Here is a 17777-nt window from a genome sequence, read left to right as displayed (position 1 = left end):
GATACTTATTTCTCCTGCGGCGTTAGCTGCTCCATCGCCTGCTTAATGCTCCGTTCTATTACCGCCCGACGGGTATCGTTGGCAGGTAATAGTTTCAGCATAATCTCCCACGCCGCAACCGCCTCGCCGAAGCGCTGCTGTTCAAAGGCGTTGAAAGCGTACATGCTGAGAACTCGCACGTTGGCATGTTCGCCACGCACCAGTTGGCGTAACAGCTCCCCTCCCCGACGGTTATCATCAGGATCGGAAGAACGGGTCAGCGCTTCCGCATAGCCCAGCGCCGCATCGCTGTTTTTAGGATCCAGTCGATAGGCATTGGCATAGGCTTCAGTGGCCGTACTGGCGTTACCGAGAACCATGCCAATGCGTCCAAGCATGATCCAGCCTTCAACATTTGCGGGATCGGCTTGTAAACGTGTGCGCAGCCCCAGCGCCAGACGCGCCATATCTTCTTCATTGAGCGGCTCCGCTTTCGGATCCAACGCCCGCTCCAGCAGCGCCGGAGCCTGAGCGGTGGCCTGCTGCCAGACCTGAACCTGCTTATAGCTGCCGGTTTGGTAATAGCTTACTGCGCCAACCACCAGCGCCACCACGATACCAGGCACAAACAACCCGAATCCACCGCGCTTGCCATTCGGAATAACATCGTCAGGAAACTCTTCCTGTTTCACCCGAACGCGTCGGCGAGTACGGGCGAAAATAATCCAGCCCCCCAGACCAATCGCTACCACCGGCATCACCCACAGCAGCACGGTGAGCGGCGTTAACGGCGGATCGTAAGTGACGAAGTTGCCGTAGCGCGCCACCATGTAATCGACAATTTCTTTCTGGCTTTTTCCTTCCTGCATCAGTTCGTACACTTTCTGACGCAGGTCGGTGGCAATCATCGAGTTAGAATCGGCAATGCTGTTGTTCTGGCATTTAGGACAACGCAGTTGTTCAGTAAGCTGGCGGAACTGCTGCTCCTGCGCTTCGTCCTTAAACTGCATCACGTCGATAGTCGCAAGCGCAGATCCCGAGATAACCAGCATTAGCAGGCCCAGTAAAAATCTCATTGCGCAGCCTCCTTACTGTACTTGTCCCATAACGGTTTGATCTCGCTCTCCCACACCCGGGCGTTCAGATCGCCGGCATGGCGATAGCGAATAATGCCTTTGCCGTCGATTAGGAACGTCTCAGGAGCACCGTACACGCCAAGATCCAGACCGAGCATACCGTCGCCGTCAAACAGACTTAATGAGTAAGGATTACCCAGCTCTTTCAGCCAGACAATGGCTTTCTGACGATCATCTTTATAGTTCAGACCCACTACCCGCACGCCTTGCGCAGACAGCTGATTCAGATACTGATGCTCGGCGCGACAGGTCGGGCACCAGGTCGCCCAGACGTTCAGCAATACCGGTTTGCCCTGCGTCAGCACATCGGCCTGATAGTGCTGACCCGGATTTTCCAGTGACTCCAGGCGGAATGTCGGAACAGGTTTGCCGATCAGCGCCGATTCCAGATTAGTGGGATCGTCCCCCTGAGCGTTACGCGCGAGCTGCCACAACAGCGCCGCCGCAATGATGAGAAAAATAATAAACGGAATTAACAGTGCGTTGCGCTTCATACAGCCTCCGACGCATTTTTTTGCACCGCGGCGCGAGGACGCGTCCGCTGGCGATAGCGTGGATCAAACAGGCAGAACAACCCGCCCAGCGCCATCAGCAATCCTCCGGCCCAAATCCAGCGAATAAACGGTTTGTAGTACAGGCGTACAGCCCATGCGCCATTATCCAGTTCTTCACCCAGCGCAGCGTACAGATCGCGCGTGAATCCGCCGTCAATTGCCGCTTCGGTCATCATCGAACTGGTGCTGTTATAGAAGCGTTTTTCCGCATGCAGCGTGGCTTCCGGCTTACCGTCTCGGGTAACGCCAATAATGGCAACGCCGCCCCGGTAGTTTGGCCCGGTAATATCTTTCACTTCGCGGAAAGTGAACTGATAGTTATGGATACTAACGCTATCACCCGCTTTCATGCGCACATCGCGTTCAACGCTGTAGTTCTGGCTAAAGGCAATACCAACAATGGTAATCGCCAGCCCAACGTGACCCGATACCATGCCCCAGTAGCTTGGCGTCAGCTTTGTCCCACGGGAAATACGCAGGAACGCTTCGGACATCGCCAGTACGAATATCCAGCACGCCATCGCCAGCCCCACCACTGTCATGGCGGCAATGCGATCCTCAAGCAGCCACGGCAGCAGCAGCGACAGAACAAGGGTGGTGACAAACGCGATAAGCAATAACGTTTTCAGTTTACGCGGTCGGTCACGGCCCCAGCGCACTAATGGCCCAATCCCCAACAACAGTGCGAACGGCGCCATCAGCCAGGTGAACATGGTGTTGAAAAACGGCTCGCCAATCGAAATGCTGCCCAGCCCCAGCTGTTTGTGCACCAGCGGCAGCAGCGTGCCCAGTAGCACCACCAGCATGGCGGCAATCAGCAGGACGTTATTCCCCAGCAGCAGCGATTCACGCGACCACAGCGCGTTGTTTACCCGTGAGCGAACCTTGTGACCGCGCACCGCAAACAGCAGCAGAGAGCCGCCAATTACCAGCACCATAAAGGCCAGAATAAACATCCCGCGCGACGGATCGGAGGCGAAAGCATGCACCGACACCAGTACGCCGGAGCGCACCAGGAAAGTACCTAACAGACAAAGTGAGAATGCGCAGATTGACAGCAGCAGCGTCCAGGCTTTAAAGCTGGCGCGCTGCTCGGTTACCGACAACGAGTGCATCAGCGCCGTTCCCACCAGCCATGGCATAAACGAGGCGTTTTCAACCGGATCCCAGAACCACCAGCCGCCCCAGCCCAGCTCGTAATAGGCCCAGGCCGAACCGAGCACAATGCCCAGCGTCAGAAACACCCACGCCGCCAGCGTCCACGGACGCGAAAAACGGGCGAATGTGCTGTCCAGTCGTCCGCTCATCAGCGCAGCAATCGCAAACGCAAAGGCAACCGAGAAGCCGACATACCCCATGTACAGCAGCGGCGGATGGAAAATCAGCCCCGGATCCTGCAACAGCGGGTTCAGGTCACGTCCTTCAATCGGGAAGTTCGGCAACGTGCGGGCAAACGGGTTGGAGGTAAACAGAATAAATAGCAGGAAACCGACGCTGACCATTCCCATGACCGCCAGCACGCGGGCGACGATATCCAGCGGCATGCGCTGGCTGAACGCCGCAACGGCGAACGTCCAGCCGCTCATCAGCAGCACCCACAGCAGCAACGAGCCTTCATGCGCCCCCCACGTCGCCGCCACCCGGTACCAGACCGGAAGCTGGGTGTTGGAGTTGCTGGCGACGTAGGTCACGGTAAAGTCATTAACCACGAAGGCGTTGACCAGAATCAGGAACGCCCCCATCACACAGATAAACAGTACCCAGGCAAAGGGACGCGCGGAGGCCATCATCCGCACGTCGCCGCGCGCTACGCCCCACAGCGGATAGACCGACAGCAGTAATGCAACGCCAAGCGCAAGGCACAACAGCGCATTGCCAATTTCAGGCATCATGACGTTTTATCCTTATAAACACTTTCCGGGCGACGGTGGTTTTCCTGCATCGCTTTTTCGACTTCCGGCGGGGTGTAATTTTCATCATGTTTAGCAAGCACTTCTTTGGCCTGCACATGATTTCCCCCGTCCAGTTCGCCCTGAACGACGACGCCCTGCCCTTCGCGGAACAGATCCGGCAGAATGCCTTCATAGGTGACATCCACCACACCTTCGGCGTCATAGATGCTGAAATTCACCTTCAGCGACTGCGGATCGCGCTTTACGCTGCCAGGCATAACCATACCGCCCACGCGCAGGCGCTGGCCGACTTCAGGCATTTGCTGCGTTTCGCGCTTACCGTAGAGTATTTCTCCCGGCGTATAGAACAGGTCGATATTGGAACGCAGCGCGTAGAGCACCAGCGAAATGGTCAAAGCCAGACCTGCCAGGACCGCGCAGGCTATCCATAACCGATTTTTACGTCGAATATTCACGCCGCCTCCCGTTGCACTTGCGCCGCACGCATGCGCGCTTCTCTCGCCCGCTGCTGCGCGACACCGCGTAAGATTGCACGATGCTGTAACGCAGAATGCAGCACCAGCGCCACCAGCGGGATAACGCTCATCGCCACAGCCAGCCAGACATACAAGGCGTAACCGCCCATCGCGAAAAAATCACTCCATGATGCAAATGCAGGGGTCATTGGCGGCCTCTTTTTAAGATCAGTTCGCTCACCCACGGGCGGCGTTTTTCCATCATCAAAATCAGGTTACGCATGCGCATCAGCGCCAGCGTGACAAACAGTAACAGGTAGCCGACGATCGCCAGACGCAGCGGCGCGCGCATTGCCGGATCGATACTCTGCTGCATACGAGTCGACCCCTGATGCAGCGTATTCCACCACTCGACCGAGTAGTGAATAATCGGCAAGTTGACCACGCCAATCAGCACCAGAATGCCGGCAGCGCGACCAGCCAGACGGCGGTCGTCAAAGGCATGCCACAGCGCAATGGCGCCAACGTAGAGAAACAGCAGCACCAGTTCAGAGGTGAGTCGGGCATCCCAGACCCACCAGGTGCCCCACATCGGTTTGCCCCATGCAGAGCCCGTCACCAGCGCAATAAAGGTAAACACGGCACCAATGGGCGCCATCGCGGCCAGCGCCAGATTGGCCATTTTCATCTGCCAGACCAGGCCAATAAACGCGGCAACGGCCATCGATGCATAAATACCCATCGACCAGATTGCCGCCGGAACGTGCAGATAAATAATGCGATAGCTCTGCCCCTGCTGATAATCCGCAGGCGCGAAGCCAAAGCCCCAGATCAACCCGGTTATCAGTACCACCGCGCTGGCAATCGCCAGCCACGGGATAAACCAGCCGCAGATCTGATAGAGCCGAGGAGGCATCGCCAATTGATGAAGTGTTTTCCACATAGTTCAGTCACCAGACTCCGTAAATTAATATCCATTGTGCCGGAGCACCTTGCCCGGCCTGCATATCTCAACTGCGCTACTGCACGCTTATCCGTAACGCCGCAGCTGTGGCAAACGGGCTTAGCGTGGCGCTGCCGACCAGCAACGCGCCCAGAATCGCCATGTACCCTTCAACCGGTAAGTGCATGGAAGCCGCATCCATCGCCGCGGTCGCAAAAATCAATAAGGGTATGGTGAGCGGGAGTACCAGCACGCTTAACAGCACGCCGCCACGCTTTAAGCCCACCGTCAACCCCACGCCCGGCGCGCCGAGGAAGCCCAGCGTCGGCGTCCCGAGTAACAAGGTCAGCGCCATAATTTTCCAGCCGTACATATCCATGCCCAGCAGCAACGCCACCAGCGGCGAGAGGATCAGCAGCGGCAGGCCGGTCACGACCCAGTGCGCCATCACTTTCGCCAGCACCACTGCCGGCAGCGGCAGCGGCAGCAGCATCAGTTGCTCAAGGCTGCCGTCCTGCAGATCATCACGAAACAGGCGCTCCAGCGCCAGCAACGACGCCAGCAACGCCGCAACCCAGATGATGCCCGGTGCAATACGCGCCAGCAGTTGCGGCTCCGGCCCAATGCTCAGCGGGAACAGCGTAATAACAATCAGGAAGAACCATAAAGGATTGGCGATTTCCGCACTATGACGAAACGCAACTCGTAGTTCTAAACGGAAGATTCGCCACATCATTGCGTTGCCCTCTCGCTGGTCAGCGCAATACGTCGCACTTTATCGGTCTCTACATTGAGCGGTTGGTGGGTGGTGAGAATAACAATACCGCCCTGCTCCGTATGCTGCGCCATACGCTGAGTCAGTCGCTCAACGCCGTTCACATCAATGGCGGTAAAGGGTTCGTCGAGGATCCACAGCCGGGCGCGGGTCAGCCACAAACGGGCCAGCGCCACGCGCCGCTGTTGTCCGGCGGAGAGTTGATTCACCGGGATATCTTCATATCCGGCAAGCCCCGCCTGCGCCAGCGCAGCCAGACACTGTGCGACGTCGCCGTCATGGTGGAAGAAACGCAGGTTTTCCAACGCCGAAAGCCGGGTTTTTATCCCCGGCTGATGTCCGATCCACAGCAGTTGTTGATGGTAGCTGTCCCGCACGTGATGCAGCGGTTGCTCTTGCCAGCAAACTTCCCCTGCGTCGGGACGCGCCAGCCCGGTAAGTAACCGCAGCAAAGTGGTTTTCCCTGCGCCGTTGCTGCCGGTAATTTGTACCCATTCCCCTGCGTTGACGCGAAATGACAAATCGCTGAACAGTATTCTGTCATCCCGCTCGCAAAGTAATTCTCTGGCTTCAAGCATACCTGGTTATCTACATCCTGTTAAAATCCCGGTTTGACTTCGCGCATATCAGGCAGTTTGTGCGCTATCCCTTTATGACAGTCAATACAGGTTTGCCCGTCTTTCACGGCCTGGTCGTGCATTTTGGCCGCAACGCCTTTCTGGGCGGTTAAATCCATAAACTCGAAGTTGTGACAGTTTCGACACTCTTGCGAATTGTTATCTTTCATACGCCGCCACTCATTTTGCGCCATCGTTAAACGATGGTCTTCAAATTTCTGCGGTGTATCTATCAGCCCCAGTGCTTTCGCGTACAGCTCTTTACTGGCCTTGATCTTACGAATCATTTTCGGACCCCACTCATGTGGGACGTGGCAATCAGGGCAAGTCGCTCGCACACCACTACGGTTGTTGTAGTGTACGGTTTCCATGTATTCCTGGTACACCGTATTGCGCATTTCGTGACAGCTAATGCAGAACTCTTCTGTATTGGCCTTTTCCATACCGGTATTAAAGCCGCCCCAGAAAATAATGCCGCCCACAAAGCCGATTAACAACAGCGTGCCGAGCGCCAGACGGCTGGGGCGACGCCACCATTGCCAGACGCGCTTAATCCAGCCTAGTTTACGGTTAGAATTTTCCATAATGACCTCTTATTTCCCGTAACCTTTCGAGGGGGTGAAGGTATTTTCAACAATCGGCGCGGCGTCAGCCTGCGGAACGTGACATTGCAGGCAGAAATAACGACGCGGCGCGACTTCAGCCAATACCTTACCGTCGCTGTCCATAAAGTGCGTCGGACTGATGCGCGGCGCACCGGTGGTGCGATAGCTTTCCACACCGTGACATTGCAGGCAGCGGTTAGTGTTAGTCGTCACCTGATACCCTTCAACGCTGTGCGGAACCATCGGCGGCTGATTCACATAGTTCAGCGGCATACGCACTTGCTCTTTCGGCATGCGAATCGCCCCTTCTTGTGTCCCTGAGACTTCCGGTGACTGACTCAGATCCACTCCGTTTGCAGCCCAAACGGCCCCACTGACTACCAGGGCCAGCGCAGCCGTCCATTGACTCAGCGCTTTAATCAGGTCATGGCTTTTCATGATTTCGCTCCCGAACTCCATCGTGTTGTTATTGTAAAAACATCCTCAGAACAGACATCCACACAGCGACCGCAGGCCATGCAATCGCGGCTGGTTACCTGCACCGGACTTTGCTCATCCAGCACCGGCGCACGTAGCACATGCGGTTCCGGGCAAACATGAAAACAATCCATACAGCGGTTACATCTGTTACGTTCTTTTGCCGAAACGGTTAATGCACCTTTACTCCCCACCACGCTATACAGCGCACCCAGTGGGCAAAGATGCCCGCACCAGCCATGCTCAACGACCAGTAGATCAAATAAAAACAGCGCGAGGATCAGCAGCGCCCCGCTGCCAAATCCCATGACCAGGCTCCGTCCGAGCAGAGAGACTGGATTTATCCACTCCCACAGCAGCGTACCGGTCAGCGCGGAACCGACCAGGATAACCACCAGCAGGACGTACCGTATATGGCGCGGCAGGGTTGCAGACTGATTCAGGTCAAACCTTCTGCGCAACCAACTGGCTAAATCGGTGACAGGGTTCATGGGACAAACCCAACTGCAAAACAGTCGCTTACCCGCCAGGGCATACAGCACCGTGATGATGACCGCCCCCGTTAACGCAACCGTCGCCGGCAGGTGTCCGCTGGCCAGGCTTTGCAGGGTAATCAGCGGATCGGTGAACGGGATGGAGTCCAGCAACAGGCTGCTACTGTAATTGCCATGCAGGATCCAGACGCCAAGCCACGGGCCGCTAAGGAACATCGCCAGTATCAGAAACTGGCTCAGACGACGCAGCACCAGCCAGCGATGACTCTTCCACCATCCTTTTTTTACCTGCGCTTCACGCCCGGCGTCACGTTTACGATTTGCCATTGTTCCCCTCCAGCCAACCGAAGCGGTAATGGTGTCCTAACTCCCCTTTCGCCAGCGACAGGGGCAGCACTTTTATTGCTGGCTGCTCCAGGACGCAGACTTTTTCGCATTTCCCGCAGCCGGTACAGGCGTCGCTGTGTACGGTCGGAATAAACCGCGCATGCTTGCCGGTACGCATGTTGCGGTCCAGCTCCAGGGTGATAGCCTCATCGATTTTCGGGCATTCGCGATAGCAAACGTCGCAGCGTAATCCCTGATAGTTGAGGCAGTTTTCGTGATCCAGCAGTACCGCCAGCCCCATGCGTGAATCGTCAATAGATTCAATGTCCCTGTCCAACGCACCGCTGGGGCAAACTTTGGCGCATGGAATGTCTTCACACATTTCGCAGGGAATATCACGCGCGACAAAATACGGCGTACCGGCAGCCAGCCCTGAGGCCAGCGTCGCCAGCTTCAGCGTGTCATACGGGCAGGCCTGAACGCACTGACCACAGCGCACGCAGGCACTGGCGAATGCCTCCTCGCTCAGTGCGCCTGGCGGGCGTAGCCGCACGCCGGTTGCACGTGCGGTTTGCTGTTGCAACCCCAGCGCCACGCCAACGACGGCCAGTCCGCCCGCTGCGCGAACCATATCGCGCAGAAAGCGGCGGCGGCCATTTTGGGGTTTTGCTGACCGGGACATAACGCGTTACACCTTCGCCAGTTTCACAGCGCACTTCTTGAAATCCGTCTCTTTGGAGAGCGGATCCGTCGCATCCAGCGTCAGGTTGTTCACCAGCTGTGCGGCGTCGAAGAACGGCATGTAGACCAGCCCCTGCGGTGGACGGTTACGCCCGCGCGTTTCAACTATCGAGATAACTTCACCACGACGGGAAACCACTTTGACTTTGTCGCCACGGCGCAGATCGCGTGCTTTTGCATCCAGCGGATGGATAAACAGCACAGCTTCCGGGAAAGCACGGTGCAGCTCAGGTACGCGACGCGTCATGCTGCCGGTATGCCAGTGCTCCAGCACACGTCCGGTAGACAGCCACAGGTCGTACTCTTTATCCGGCGCTTCTGCGGCAGGTTCAAATGGCAGCGCGAAGATGACCGCTTTGCCGTCCGGCTTACCGTAGAACTTGTAGCTTTCACCCGCTTTCACGTAAGGGTCGTTGCCTTCGCTGTAGCGCCACTGGGTCTCTTTGCCCTCAACGACCGGCCAGCGTAAACCGCGCGCTTTGTGGTAATCGTCAAATGGCGCAAGGTCATGCCCGTGACCGCGACCAAACCAGGCGTACTCTTCGAACAGCCCTTTTTGCAGATAGAAACCCAGCTCGCGGGATTCATCGTTCAGCTGATCTTCAGCCAGTTCAGCCACCGGGAATTTCGTCACTGCAGGCGTGGCAAACAGTACGTCATACAGCGTTTTGCCGCGCAGTTCCGGTTTCTGTGCCAACAGCGCTTCCGGCCACACTTCTTCTGTTTTGAAGCGACGAGAGAACTGCACCAGTTGCCACAGATCCGATTTCGATTCACCCGGCGCTTTAATCTGCTGACGCCAGAACTGTGTACGACGTTCCGCGTTACCGTAAGCACCTTCTTTCTCTACCCACATCGCGGTCGGCAGGATCAGGTCGGCCGACAGAGCGCTGACCGTCGGGTACGGATCGGAGACGATGATGAAGTTGCGCGGATCGCGCCAGCCCGGCATACGCTCTTCGTTGATGTTCGGACCGGCCTGCATGTTGTTGGTACACATCGCCCAGTAGACATTGAGCTTGCCATCTTTCAGCGCACGGTCTTGCGCCACGGCATGCAGACCGATTTTTGCCGGAATGGTCCCCGCCGGAATATTCCAGTGCTTCTCGCAGATATCGCGGTGTTTTTCGTTCGTAACCACCATGTCCGCAGGCAGACGGTGGGAGAACGTACCGACTTCACGCGCGGTACCGCAGGCGGAAGGCTGACCGGTCAAAGAGAACGGACCGCAGCCTGGCTGGGAGATTTTACCGGTCAACAGGTGCAGGTTATAGACCAGGTTGTTGGCCCACACGCCGCGGGTATGCTGGTTGAAGCCCATCGTCCAGTAGGAGATGACTTTTTTCTTCGGATCGGCATACAGCTGCGCCAGCTGTTCCAGCTGATCTTTCGGTACGCCGGTCATTTCGGCGGTTTTATCCAGCGTGTACTCGGCAACAAAGGCTTTGTAAGCCTCAAAGCTCATCGGCTCAGAGGCATCGGATCCCGGGTTTTTCGCCGCTTTTTCCAGCGGATGGGTTGGACGCAGACCGTAGCCGATGTCCGTCACGCCTTTACGCAGATTAACGTGCTTGCTAAAGAAATCCTGGTTGATCGCATTGTTTTGAATGATGTAGTTAGCGATGTAGTTGAGGATCACCAGATCGGTTTGCGGCGTGAAGACCATGCCGTTATCCGCCAGCTCAAAGCTGCGGTGCTGGAAGGTGGAGAGCACCGCGACATTAACATTGGGATCGGACAGACGACGGTTGGTGATGCGCGACCACAGGATCGGGTGCATCTCCGCCATATTCGCGCCCCACAGGACGAAAGCATCTGCATGCTCGATATCGTCATAGCAGCCCATCGGTTCATCCATACCGAAGGTACGCATAAAGCCGACGACCGCTGATGCCATGCAGTGACGCGCGTTCGGGTCGATGTTATTCGAACGGAAACCCGCTTTAAACAATTTGGCAGCGGCATAACCTTCCCAAATCGTCCACTGACCCGAGCCGAACATACCGATAGACTCCGGGCCTTTCTCTTTCAGGGACGTTTTGAATTTCTCTTCCATCACGTCAAAGGCCTGGTCCCAGCTAATCGGGGTGAACTCGCCTTCTTTGTGATACTTACCGTCCTTCATGCGCAGCATCGGCTGCGTTAAACGGTCTTTTCCGTACATGATTTTCGGCAGGAAGTAACCTTTGATGCAGTTAAGCCCACGGTTAACCGGCGCATCCGGATCGCCCTGGCATGCTACAACACGCCCTTGCTGCGTCCCGACCAATACGCCACAGCCCGTCCCGCAAAAACGGCACGGGGCTTTGTCCCATTTGATGGCTTCTTGCTGACCGACTACCGCACGGGCTACGCCCGGCACGCTTAACCCGGCAGCCGCCGCAGCGGCCGCAACGGCGTTAGCTTTCATAAAGCTACGACGACTGAGTTTCATGGTGTTTCCTCACCTTGCTCATCCTGCTGGTGATAAACCAGCGACACCGCCAGCACGCCCGCAACGTTGCGCACTGACTCAATAGTTTTCATTAACGTTTCGCTGTGCTCAGCTTCCACCACCACGATCAGTTGACCGCTTTCCACATCGCTGAGTGCAACTTCGCAACCTGGGAACGAACGCAACTGCGTGGCGATATCATTGATATGCTGACTTTTGGCCTGAACGACCAGGCTGCAGACCTGCCAGTTATTGTCCATGGTTGTACTCCGCGTTAATGGCTGATACCGGGCAGATAGCGACACATGCGCCACATCCGTTACAGTCCTGATTGTCGAGCTGCGGCTGATAAATGCCGGACAGCGTGGGACGAAAGGTTATGGCCATGGGTTCACAGCTATCCTGACAGCGATGACATTCAACGGACTGATGTGCGAGACAGTTTTCCCCAATCGTAAAATTCAGATCCCATGCCCTGGTGTGGCGCGGAAGAAAAAGGGATTCAGAACAGGCCTCTGCGCAGGCATAGCAAAAGCTACACTCGCCGTGTTTGAAATTTACGCTCGGGTAACCGCCCTGGCCTCGCTGCAGGATGTCGGTTTCACACGCCTGGATGCAGGCGTCACAACGAAGGCAATGGGCCAGAAAGTGAGAGTCTTCCTTGCTCCAGGGCGGACGGATCCCTGAGTTGGCGTTTCGCCAACTGCCTGTCAACATGCCTCGACGGGATAAATCAACCATGACATTGTCCTTCCATAATGACGCCCTCCGCTGGTGGGTTGAACGCCATAAAAAACTGCACTATTTATGAGTAGTTATTTTTAGTCGTAAGATATTTCAGGATGTGTTAGAGGTGCATACCCCAATCGGGGTAAATGCTGTTGCCGGATCAAAGGAGTGTTGAGTTGGCGGGAAAAAATGCGCTTTTGCTCACATTTCAATGAGTTATATAACACTGTATATAACGAACAACTCAAAAAGAGAATGATCTTATAATTAAGATTATTCTTAGAATATATCGCTACCCTGAAAGCAGACCTCTACCAAATACACTTAAAATATAAGTAAATCCAGATTAATCGATTATGTAAATATGTTAACCTGCCCCAGACTCGTTCATAAGACAGAAGAAAGGAAACACTGTGAACAATAAGATGAAAACAATTGTCCCTGCCGTACTTTTCGCCGCCTTTGCCAGCGCCTCTGCATGGGCTGCCAGTAACGATGCCGGCGCTCAGCCGCTGGAAAAAGTCGCCCCTTATCCTAAGGCGGAAAAGGGTATGAAGCGCCAGGTTATCCAGCTTACTCCTGAGAAAGATGAATCTACTCTGAAAGTAGAACTGCTGATCGGACAAACGCTGGAAGTTGACTGCAACCAACACCGCCTGGGCGGAGAACTGGACAGCAAAACGCTGGAAGGTTGGGGATATGACTACTATGTCTTCGACAAAGTGACGTCTCCGGTTTCAACCATGATGGCCTGCCCGGACGGTAAGAAAGAGAAGAAATTTATTACCGCGTATCTGGGTGATGACGGCATGCTGCGCTACAACAGCAAGTTACCGATTGTGGTCTATACGCCGGAGAACGTGGAAGTGAAATACCGTATCTGGAAAGCGGAAGAGAAGATTCAGGACGCAGTCGCACGATAAGTGAGAATGTGCCGGAGGGCGGCGTACCGCCTTATCCGGCATTTTATTTACAGTGCGATATCCGCTACAGCTTTCTGCTCAGGCTGCGGTTGCGCCTGAGGTTTCAGCTGAGGTTTCGGCGCTTCATCAGCAGCCTGCGGCTTGTCATATTTCAGCCCCAGAACATCACTGGTGTATTGCAGCTCTTGTTCCGTAGCTTCAACGTTACCGTTCAGCTTGGTACCATAAGACGGAATAATGGTTTTCAGTTTCGCCTGCCATTCAGGGCTGGCCACTTTATCTTTAAACACTTTTTCCATCAGATGCAGCATAATCGGCGCCGCGGTTGATGCACCCGGAGAAGCGCCCAGCAGCGCGGCAATGGTGCCCTCTTTATCGCTGACGACTTCGGTACCCAGACGCAGTACACCGCCTTTCTCCGCATCACTTTTAATGATCTGCACACGCTGGCCCGCCTGCCATAAACGCCAGTCTTCTTTTTTCGCCTGCGGATAGTACTCTTGCAGCGCGGCAAAACGGTCGTCATCGCTGAGCATCACCTGGCTTACCAGATATTTCACCAGATCGAAGTTATCCAGACCCACGTTGACCATCGGCATAAAGTTCGAGGTGGTGGTCGAGCTGAGCAGATCCCACAATGAACCGTTTTTCAGGAACTTGGTGGAGAATGTCGCGAATGGCCCAAACAGTACGACGCGTTTGCCATCAAGGATACGGGTATCGATGTGCGGCACGGACATCGGCGGCGCGCCAACGGAGGCCTGACCGTACACTTTCGCCAGGTGGCGATTCACCACGTCCGGATTATCCGCAACCAGGAACTGCCCGCCAACCGGGAATCCGGCATAACCTTTCGCTTCAGGAATGTCGGTTTCCTGCAACAGCTTCAGCGCAGCGCCACCGGCACCGATAAAGACAAACTTCGCCTTGATATCGTGTTCCGCTTCGTTATTTTTCAGATCGGCGACCGTGACGGTCCAGCTATTGTCGGCATTGCGTTTAAAGCCACGCACTTCGGTACTCAGCTGCAGCGCAAAGTTGGGCTTTTTCTGCAACGAGGCAATCAGCTGGCGCGTGATTTCGCCGTAGTTTACGTCAGTACCAATCTCGGTACGCGTTGCCGCGACTTTCTGCTTCGGATCGCGGCCTTCCATGACCAGCGGCGCCCACTCTTTAATCTGCGCGTGATCTTCGGAATAACGCATGCCACGGAATAACGTGCTCTGCTGCAGTGCGGTGTAACGGGCACGCAGGAAGTTCACGTTCTCGTCACCCCAGACAAAACTCATGTGCGGAACGGTGGTGATAAATGAGCGTGGTTCATGCATTACGCCATTATTGACCTGATAGGCCCAAAACTGGCGGGAGATCTGGAAGGCTTCGTTGATTTCGACTGCCTTTTCAATGCTGATGCTACCGTCGGCCTTTTTAGGCGTGTAGTTCAGCTCCATCAGTGCGGAGTGGCCTGTTCCGGCGTTATTCCAGCCGTTTGAGCTTTCCTGCGCTACACCATCCAGTCGCTCAACCATGGTCATTGACCATTGCGGTTCCAGCTCCTGTAAATAGGTTCCCAGCGTGGCGCTCATGATGCCGCCGCCAATCAACAGTACATCCGTTTCCTGCTCTTCCGCCGCTTTCGCTTTTGCCGCCATCGAGACAACATTCAGCCCAACGGCCATGGTGAAGAGCATGGCAGTCACTTTTTTCATAATGTTAATGCCTTACTTTTAGTATCGCTTTTTTGCTTTTAATGCAGGTGAAAATCGAGCGGTATCAACGTTAACACTTAAGTAAAAATATTTAAATATTGTTTATAAATTATATTTAATTTTTAAAAATGTTATTAATACGTTGATAGTTTATACGGTTATTGACAATCATTTCTGGAAACCGGTCCGTCAGACAGGTACTATGCTGCGCTTTGCTATTCACCGCACGGATGCCTGTCGGTCTGCTTTACCGGGCCATTTTTGACCTAAGAGTAACGATGTCTGCAACTCAACCCTCCTCTGTCGCAGTAGCGGAGCACGCGACGCGCGCAGTGCTGCGCCAACCCCGTTTACTGGTTCGCGAAACGCTGGCCGGTGTGGTAACCGCCCTGGCGCTGATCCCGGAAGTGATCTCTTTTTCCGTTATCGCCGGCGTCGATCCTAAAGTCAGCCTGATAGCCTCAGTCGTACTGTGCCTGGCAATGTCATTTTTAGGTGGCCGTCCGGCAATGGTTACCGCAGCGGCAGGATCGGTCGCGCTGGTGATTGGCCCGATGGTGCATCAACACGGCGTCCAGTACATCCTGCCTGCGGTGGTGCTGGCCGGGATTATTCAGATCCTGTTTGGCGTATTGGGGATGGCGCGTCTGATGCGATTCATTCCTACAGCCGTCATGACCGGTTTTGTGAACGCGCTGGGTATTTTGATTTTCTTTGCCCAGGTCCCGCATTTCTGGGGTAAAAGCCCGCTAATCTGGGGGCTGTTTGTCCTGACCCTGTTGATTGTGCTGTGGGTTCCGCGTTTTATTAAAACGATCCCCGCGCCGCTTATCGCCATCGTGCTGCTGACGGTGTTCACTGTCACCAGCGGACAACTATTACCGACCGTCGGTGACGAAGGTTCAATGCGCGGCGGCCTGCCGGGATTCACGCAGTTATTGGTACCGCTCAACCTGCAAACGCTGGCGATTATCTGGCCCTGCGCGCTGAGCATCGCTTTTGTCGGATTAATGGAGTCGCTGTTAACCGCCCGTCTGGTGGATGACCTGACGGCTACGCCGTCGAATAAGAATCGCGAGAGCGCCGGGTTGGGGATAGCCAATATTCTGGCCGGTTTTTATGGCGGCATCGCCGGGTGTGCGATGATTGGTCAAACCATCGTTAACGTCGAGATGGGCAAAGGACGCAGCCGCATCTCGACGGTCGCCGCCGGGCTGGTGCTGTTGTTGCTGGTCACTGGGTTAAGCGAAGTAATGGCGAAAATCCCCATGTCGGTGCTGGCGGGAATTATGGTGATTGTAGCGGTGAAAACCTTCAGTTGGCACAGCATCCAGCCCGCTACGTTGCGGCAACTCCCCGTTACTGAAACGCTGGTGATGCTAATGACCGTCGCGGCAACGGTGTCAACCGGCAACCTGGCGCTTGGCGTGGTTGCCGGGGTGATGACGATGCTCATTCTGCCGCGTATCGTCAGAGGCAAACGTGCGGCTACATCAGAAACAGCGTTGCCAGACCGAGAAAAATAAAGAAACCACCGGTATCGGTGATTGCCGTAATCATGACGCTCGAGCCGACCGCCGGGTCGCGCCCGAGCTTCACCATCGTCATCGGAATAATAACGCCCATCAACGCCGCCATCAGCAAATTGAGCATCATCGCCAGGGTCATCACGCCGCCGAGCGCCATGTCATCGTACAGCCACCAGGTAATGCCGCCCATAATTCCGCCCCACACGAGGCCATTAATCAACGCCACGCCCATTTCGCGCAGGATCAAAAACGTCAGGTTTCCCGGCTGAATATTTTGTAGCGCCAGCGCGCGAACAATCATGGTGATGGTTTGATTCCCGGTGTTGCCGCCGATCCCCGCCACAATCGGCATCAGCGAGGCCAGCGCGACCAGTTGCGAAATTGTATGTTCAAAGCCGTCGATCACTCGCGAAGCGATAAAGGCGGTACAAAGGTTAACGGCCAACCACGCCCAGCGGGTTTTTACCGCTTTCGTGACGGGGGCAAACACATCCTCTCCGGCGCTTAAGCCGCCCATTCGACGCAGATCGGTATCGGTTTCTTCATAGACCACATCGACGATCTCATCGATGGTTAAACGGCCCATCAGTTTACCTGAAGAGTCAACGACCGCGGCACTGACCAGGTCGTCACGTTCAAAGGTTCGCGCGGCGTGTTCGGCGATATCTTCCGGAGAAAAGGTGAGCGGATCATCTTCCATCACCTCGCTGACTTTTCGCTGAACGTCATTGAGCAGAATACAGGTGAGCGTCAGTTCCCCGACCAGCACTTTATTGCGGTCGGTCACGAAGAGTTTATCGGTGTTCTCCGGCATTTTTCCCAGCCGCCGCAGGTAGCGTTGCACCACTTCCAGCGTCACGTCCGGACGCACGGTGATAACTTCGAACTCCATAATCGCACCGACGCGATTCTTCTCGTAGTGCAGCACCTGGCGGACGCGCGCCCGCTCCTCGGCCGGTAACGTCGCCAACAGTCGACCCGTGAGGTTACGAGGGAGATGCTGAACCAGATAAATCTGTTCGTCGATATCAAGGTATTGCAACGCATCCAGCAGCTCACGGTCGCTCATCTCATCGATCAGGTCGTCCCAGACGTTTTCTGACGCCTCAAGCAGGACGTTACCGCGCTTTTCACTTTCGACCAGTCGCCACAGGGCGTGACGCTCTTCAGAAGGTAATGCTTCGAGGGTATCCGCCAGATCGGGCGGCGGCAGGTGGGCGACCAGCGCCCCTACCTCAGCAATATCGTCGGCTAACGTGCCGACGTCATATTGCTCAGCCAGGGTAAGCTTGCCCAATAGCGTTGAAACAACGGCTTTATCAGTGGTCAGCAGCCAGATAAGACGCGCACGCTCTTCATCACGCAGTCTGGCGCTGTTTTTGTTTGTTACAGGCATTAATCATAAATCCATGATATGAAATATCATTAATCATGATG

General features: G+C 55.4%; 19 protein-coding genes. 2 read left to right on the top strand and 17 right to left on the bottom strand.

The annotated features are described in order from the left end of the window. Positions 1 to 5: 5 nt before the first annotated feature. From O6D90_RS07830 to napF, 15 genes are all read right to left on the bottom strand, one after another. Complete coding sequence (locus tag O6D90_RS07830; protein ID WP_016157003.1) at positions 6 to 1055, bottom strand: cytochrome c-type biogenesis protein CcmH; 1050 nt, start codon at positions 1053 to 1055, stop codon at positions 6 to 8. Then, positions 1052 to 1609, bottom strand: a complete 558-nt coding sequence (gene dsbE / locus O6D90_RS07825) for a thiol:disulfide interchange protein DsbE (protein WP_003834613.1) — start codon at positions 1607 to 1609, stop codon at positions 1052 to 1054. Before dsbE ends, O6D90_RS07830 begins: the two co-directional genes overlap by 4 nt. Beyond that, the gene (locus tag O6D90_RS07820; protein WP_016153766.1) at positions 1606 to 3561 is read right to left on the bottom strand and encodes a heme lyase CcmF/NrfE family subunit; all 1956 of its coding nucleotides are present in this window, start codon (positions 3559 to 3561) and stop codon (positions 1606 to 1608) included. The genes dsbE and O6D90_RS07820 overlap by 4 nt, the downstream gene beginning before the upstream one ends. Next, positions 3558 to 4037 (bottom strand): cytochrome c maturation protein CcmE, encoded by a 480-nt coding sequence (gene ccmE / locus O6D90_RS07815; RefSeq protein ID WP_016153767.1) that lies wholly within the window; start codon positions 4035 to 4037, stop codon positions 3558 to 3560. Before ccmE ends, O6D90_RS07820 begins: the two co-directional genes overlap by 4 nt. Then, positions 4034 to 4246: a heme exporter protein CcmD gene (ccmD, locus tag O6D90_RS07810; RefSeq protein WP_016157004.1), complete on the bottom strand. Its 213-nt coding sequence runs from the start codon at positions 4244 to 4246 to the stop codon at positions 4034 to 4036. The genes ccmE and ccmD overlap by 4 nt, the downstream gene beginning before the upstream one ends. Beyond that, positions 4243 to 4980: a heme ABC transporter permease gene (locus O6D90_RS07805; RefSeq protein ID WP_016153769.1), complete on the bottom strand. Its 738-nt coding sequence runs from the start codon at positions 4978 to 4980 to the stop codon at positions 4243 to 4245. Before O6D90_RS07805 ends, ccmD begins: the two co-directional genes overlap by 4 nt. A gap of 76 nt (positions 4981 to 5056) precedes the next feature. Beyond that, positions 5057 to 5716 carry a heme exporter protein CcmB gene (gene ccmB, locus O6D90_RS07800; RefSeq protein ID WP_003027542.1) on the bottom strand — a complete coding sequence of 220 codons (660 nt, stop codon included), beginning with the start codon at positions 5714 to 5716 and terminating at the stop codon, positions 5057 to 5059. Continuing rightward, positions 5713 to 6333, bottom strand: a complete 621-nt coding sequence (ccmA, locus tag O6D90_RS07795; protein ID WP_016153771.1) for a cytochrome c biogenesis heme-transporting ATPase CcmA — start codon at positions 6331 to 6333, stop codon at positions 5713 to 5715. The genes ccmB and ccmA overlap by 4 nt, the downstream gene beginning before the upstream one ends. A 20-nt stretch (positions 6334 to 6353) precedes the next feature. Beyond that, positions 6354 to 6956, bottom strand: a complete 603-nt coding sequence (gene napC, locus O6D90_RS07790) for a cytochrome c-type protein NapC (RefSeq protein WP_016157005.1) — start codon at positions 6954 to 6956, stop codon at positions 6354 to 6356. A gap of 9 nt (positions 6957 to 6965) precedes the next feature. After that, positions 6966 to 7415: a nitrate reductase cytochrome c-type subunit gene (napB, locus tag O6D90_RS07785; protein WP_016153772.1), complete on the bottom strand. Its 450-nt coding sequence runs from the start codon at positions 7413 to 7415 to the stop codon at positions 6966 to 6968. Next, on the bottom strand, positions 7412 to 8275 hold the full coding sequence (gene napH, locus O6D90_RS07780; protein ID WP_016157006.1) for a quinol dehydrogenase ferredoxin subunit NapH: 864 nt from the start codon (positions 8273 to 8275) through the stop codon (positions 7412 to 7414). The genes napB and napH overlap by 4 nt, the downstream gene beginning before the upstream one ends. Continuing rightward, entirely contained in the window at positions 8262 to 8957 is a 696-nt protein-coding gene (gene napG, locus O6D90_RS07775) for a ferredoxin-type protein NapG (protein ID WP_016153774.1), read from the bottom strand. Before napG ends, napH begins: the two co-directional genes overlap by 14 nt. Positions 8958 to 8963: 6 nt before the next feature. Continuing rightward, positions 8964 to 11450 (bottom strand): nitrate reductase catalytic subunit NapA, encoded by a 2487-nt coding sequence (napA, locus tag O6D90_RS07770; RefSeq protein ID WP_016157007.1) that lies wholly within the window; start codon positions 11448 to 11450, stop codon positions 8964 to 8966. After that, positions 11447 to 11710 (bottom strand): chaperone NapD, encoded by a 264-nt coding sequence (gene napD / locus O6D90_RS07765; RefSeq protein ID WP_016153776.1) that lies wholly within the window; start codon positions 11708 to 11710, stop codon positions 11447 to 11449. The genes napA and napD overlap by 4 nt, the downstream gene beginning before the upstream one ends. Continuing rightward, a complete protein-coding gene (napF, locus tag O6D90_RS07760) occupies positions 11700 to 12191 on the bottom strand; it encodes a ferredoxin-type protein NapF (protein ID WP_016157008.1) in 492 nt (163 codons plus the stop codon). The genes napD and napF overlap by 11 nt, the downstream gene beginning before the upstream one ends. A gap of 413 nt (positions 12192 to 12604) precedes the next feature. Between napF and eco the strand changes: the two genes are divergently transcribed. Continuing rightward, a complete protein-coding gene (eco, locus tag O6D90_RS07755) occupies positions 12605 to 13102 on the top strand; it encodes a serine protease inhibitor ecotin (protein ID WP_029139607.1) in 498 nt (165 codons plus the stop codon). 47 nt (positions 13103 to 13149) lie between these two features. Here eco and mqo read toward each other — a convergent pair whose 3' ends face one another. Further along, a complete protein-coding gene (mqo, locus tag O6D90_RS07750; RefSeq protein WP_016153779.1) occupies positions 13150 to 14811 on the bottom strand; it encodes a malate dehydrogenase (quinone) in 1662 nt (553 codons plus the stop codon). A gap of 278 nt (positions 14812 to 15089) precedes the next feature. Here mqo and O6D90_RS07745 point away from each other — a divergent pair, with 278 nt between their 5' ends. After that, entirely contained in the window at positions 15090 to 16337 is a 1248-nt protein-coding gene (locus O6D90_RS07745; RefSeq protein WP_016157010.1) for a SulP family inorganic anion transporter, read from the top strand. On the opposite strand, the gene mgtE is transcribed toward O6D90_RS07745, so the two are convergent. Beyond that, positions 16300 to 17736 (bottom strand): magnesium transporter, encoded by a 1437-nt coding sequence (gene mgtE, locus O6D90_RS07740; RefSeq protein ID WP_016153782.1) that lies wholly within the window; start codon positions 17734 to 17736, stop codon positions 16300 to 16302. The genes O6D90_RS07745 and mgtE overlap by 38 nt on opposite strands. Between the last annotated feature and the right edge of the window lie 41 nt (positions 17737 to 17777).

This window comes from Citrobacter sp. 21OH12SH02A-Citro (genome assembly GCF_027919895.1).
GTDB classification, from domain to species: domain Bacteria; phylum Pseudomonadota; class Gammaproteobacteria; order Enterobacterales; family Enterobacteriaceae; genus Citrobacter; species Citrobacter braakii.
The sequence above is the reverse complement of the archived record's forward strand: the minus strand, read 5'-3'. Positions and strand labels throughout refer to the sequence as shown.